At 39.0% G+C, this 1,670-nt stretch carries 3 protein-coding genes; all 3 read right to left on the minus strand.

What is annotated here, in order from left to right; all coding sequences use genetic code 11:
• Positions 1 to 317 precede the first annotated feature (317 nt).
• On the minus strand, positions 318 to 482 hold the full coding sequence (locus P0108_RS07065) for a hypothetical protein (RefSeq protein ID WP_473730930.1): 165 nt from the start codon (positions 480 to 482) through the stop codon (positions 318 to 320).
• Positions 466 to 1,116 (minus strand): virulence protein, encoded by a 651-nt coding sequence (locus P0108_RS07070; RefSeq protein ID WP_076002843.1) that lies wholly within the window; start codon positions 1,114 to 1,116, stop codon positions 466 to 468. Before P0108_RS07070 ends, P0108_RS07065 begins: the two co-directional genes overlap by 17 nt.
• Positions 1,117 to 1,214: 98 nt before the next feature.
• A partial coding sequence (locus P0108_RS07075) for a DNA-methyltransferase (protein ID WP_473730931.1) occupies positions 1,215 to 1,670 on the minus strand: 456 nt, incomplete at its 5' end.

The following is a 1,670-nucleotide window of genomic DNA, read 5'->3' on the forward strand; positions in this document are numbered from 1 at the left end:
TTGCATAGCACAGGTTTTTGCTGTTTTCGCAACGTCGAGCATGCTGATAGCAGAACTAATTTTCCCTTCTTCAGCTTTTTTGATTGCGTTTAGCGCGTAGCGTCTGCATGTTTTAACTTCGTTTGCGAGGTTTTGTAAAATTTCTTTTTTCACAGGTTTTCTCCTTTGCGCACGTGCTTTTTGCTAGTACTATATATCACTCTAAAAGAGCGCAATAGCAAGCTTTTAAGCCAAGAAACACCGGGTATTTACACGTTTTTTCCCCACCAGTTTTCGCTAATTTTTTTACTCTTAAAAACCGTTAAACGTTTCTAAAATCATGCGGAAATAATAATCACCCAAAAATCATCTACTACAGTCAAACATGCTTTTACAAAAACCTCGTTCTCTTGCTCTAAATTCGCAAGAATTTCTTCAACCAAAGAGCCTGTAGTACAGTCTTCACTCAACTCGTACGCCTGGTCTTCACTCGCATACAGCATTACGCTCACCCCCGTTTCTAAAAGCGCAGGAGCCTTCTAAACGGGAAAGCATAATTTTCCTGTCTTGTTTAAACTCGTCTCCTATAAACCCGAGTCTAAGAAGAAAACATCTGAAAGCATACTTATCGTTAAGCGTCTCACGCTTACTATTATTTACGCGTTTAATTTCCACGCTCATTTTACAAAGACTGTTTATAAACTTCGCATAGGATGCCAAGCCTGGTTGGTTAGCCTGCTCAAACCAAGGAAAAATAAGCTTATCATCTTCTTCCTTAATATTAAGACTGTTCACTCCTAACGCTTTTTTAATAAGATCACCCTTATTATCAAGGATTTTCCTAAGCTTTACCACATCAGCCTTATCTTTAGGAAACTCAACACTAAAACATTGCGTACCATCACACGCGCAGACTGGAAGACTTATACCATAGTCAGCATCTAACATGTTTTTTAAATCATCTAAGTTCTCTTCACTACTACACGTGACCGTACCATCTTTACTAATGTTGAAAACACCTATCTTGTAAGACATACTCGGAGTTTTTAAGTAAACAGCCTTTACTCCCGTAGAATCCTCTATAGCTTTAATAAGCGGCTGCCTATCTTTTCCTTTCAACCCGTATTTTAATTCCATTTTGCCTCCTTTAAATTTTTCGGGTACATATATAAATCACTCTAAAGAAGGTTTTTAGCAAGCGGTCGCAAACTATTTTTCATATAAAATACGAGTTCTTACTTGTTAGTAAATACTTCAGTAAACGAGTATTCTTTACCGCCTCTTAAAACTTTCACACTCTTATCATTTCCAACCTGCTCAATATAACGTTTCACAATCACGTCACAATATTTCTCGTCAAGCTCGATAGCGTAGCAGATTCTACCCGTCTGCTCGCAGGCTATAAGCGTGCTACCACTTCCAGCAAACGGATCTAACACAAGCGAGTTCGTCATACTCGAGTTTTTAATCGGATACGCTAAAAGAGCTATTGGTTTCATGGTTGGATGATCAGCGTTTTTCTTAGGCTTTTCAAACTCCCAAACTGAAGTTTCTTTCCTACCCGCGTACCACTTGTGTTTACCTTTTTTCTTCCACCCATACAAACACGGTTCATGCTGCCACTGGTAAGGGCTTCTACCCAACACCAGAGACGGTTTCTTCCAAATACAACAACCTGAAAGATAAAACCC

The organism is Gardnerella sp. c10Ua_244 (assembly GCF_055818055.1).

What these genes read in the sequence shown, in the direction of transcription:
- P0108_RS07065 (WP_473730930.1), bottom strand. Translation starts at nt 482, where the DNA reads ATGCTGTATGCGAGTGAAGACCAGGCGTACGAGTTGAGTGAAGACTGT.
- P0108_RS07070 (WP_076002843.1), bottom strand. Translation starts at nt 1,116, where the DNA reads ATGGAATTAAAATACGGGTTGAAAGGAAAAGATAGGCAGCCGCTTATT.